Annotated in this window: 1 protein-coding gene; it reads right to left on the minus strand. The window is 72.1% G+C overall.

The features are described from left to right. Positions 1 to 7: 7 nt before the first annotated feature. Positions 8 to 1,414: a hypothetical protein gene (locus CQ047_RS18620; protein ID WP_105677538.1), complete on the minus strand. Its 1,407-nt coding sequence runs from the start codon at positions 1,412 to 1,414 to the stop codon at positions 8 to 10. Positions 1,415 to 1,773: the final 359 nt, after the last annotated feature.

The raw sequence follows: 1,773 nt of genomic DNA on the forward strand, positions 1-1,773 counted from the left end.
TGGGGTTTCAGGCCGCGGCGAGCGCGCGGCGGTGGGAGATGCGGTGACCGACCCAGAATCCGAGGGCGATGAGGCCCACGAGTCCGATGCCGAGCATCCACGGAAGGGTCGACGGGGCCGCACCGGCGGTGGCGGATGCCAGGGTGCCGGAGCCGTCGGCGATCAGGCCGGTGCCCTCGGCGAGATCGGTCGCGCCCGCCTCGATCTTGTCGCCGCCCGCCGCGAGCTCCCCGGTCTTCTCGGCCACGGTGGCCGCACCCTCGGAGAGGTCGCCGACGCCGGTGCTGAGGTCGGATGCTCCGGACTGCAGCGTCGCCGCGCCTTCGGCGAGGGACACCGCGCCCTGGCTCAGCGAGGTCGCACCGGAGTCGAGCTTGATCGTGCCGGAGTGGAGCGTGGAGGCGCCGGACGAGAGAGCCTGGAGGCCACCCGAGAGCTTGGCGGCTCCCGCGGACAGCTGGGATGTGCCGTCCTTGAGGGTCTGCGCGCCGGCGACGAGCGCCGGAGCACCCTTCTGCGCGTCCACGAGGCCGACGGTTCCCGGCCAGCCGAGGCTGGGCTCGCCGTTGACGAGCGCGTTCGCACCTCCTGCGAGCTTCTTCGACGCGTCGACGGTGGCGAGCGTGCCGGCGGCGAGCGCCGGAGCCGCGTCCGCGGCGCCCGCGATGCCGTCGACCTGCTTGTCGAGGCCTGCCGCGAGCAGGGCGAGCTGGTCGATGTCCGAACCGGTGACCCCGTCGTTCGCGGCGAGCAGGGCGAGCTTGTCGGCGAGCATCTGCGAGTTCGCCGGTGCACCCGCGGCCGCACCCTTGATGCCCGCGGCAGCCGTCGGGTCGGAGAGCGCCTGGAGCTTCGGGATCATCGCCGCGGGCACGGCCGCGTCGACCTTGGTCTTGAACTCGGCGGCGCCGGCGAGCAGATCGCTGGCGATCTTGTGAGCACCGGACACGCCCGCGGAGAGCTTGGTCGCGCCGTCGAGCACGAGCTGCGCCCCGGCATCCGCCCTCGTGGTCCCGGCCTGGAGGTCCTGGGCGCCGCTGAGGGCCGTCTGGGCCCCGGCGCTGAGCTTGCCCGCACCGGCCACGGCGTTCGACGCTCCTGCGGCGAGGGCTCCGGCGCCCTCGGAGAGCGTCGCCGCACCGGTGGCGGCCGACTGCGCTCCGGCGGCGAGCTTCTGCGCGCCGTCGTGTGCGGTGGTCGCTCCGGCGGCGAGGTCTTCGGTGCCTGCGGCGAGCTTGTCTGCGCCGGACGAGAGGTCTCCCGCCCCGTCGGCCAGCGCGGCGGAGCCGTCTTCGGCCGTGGTCGTTCCGCCGGCGAGCTCGGCTGCACCGGCCGCGATCTTGCCGGTCACGATGAAGAACAGGATCACCATCGCGGCCAGCAGAACGCTGAGCACGATCACGGCGATGCGCATTCCAAGTCCGTGGGCATGGGGTCTAGCACTCGTCATTGAGGACTCCTGGGGTCGGTGGCGTCGTTGCCACCGGCGAGTGTATGGGCGGCTTTCCCAGCCTCCGCACAGCTTTGCCGCTCGGGACCAAGTCTCAGGAGGGCTGATACTCGGTTCCTTGTAGCGATCTCACAATTCCCATTGACCCCGAGTCAACAGCGTCCTGCTGCGCGACCCTTCGCGGCAACGCGCCGCGCGAGTGCACGGCATCCTCTCGAACGCACGAGATCTTCACGCGCAGATCCCGTGCACTCGACGAGTGCACGGGATCTCGACGCCACCCTCGGGGTGAGGGCGGGGGTCAGCGGGCGGCGTGCAGCGAG

This window comes from Microbacterium sp. MYb72 (assembly GCF_002979415.1).
In the GTDB taxonomy this organism is placed as follows: Bacteria; Actinomycetota; Actinomycetes; order Actinomycetales; family Microbacteriaceae; genus Microbacterium; species Microbacterium natoriense.

What these genes read in the sequence shown, in the direction of transcription:
- CQ047_RS18620 (WP_105677538.1), bottom strand. Translation starts at nt 1,414, where the DNA reads ATGCGCATCGCCGTGATCGTGCTCAGCGTTCTGCTGGCCGCGATGGTG.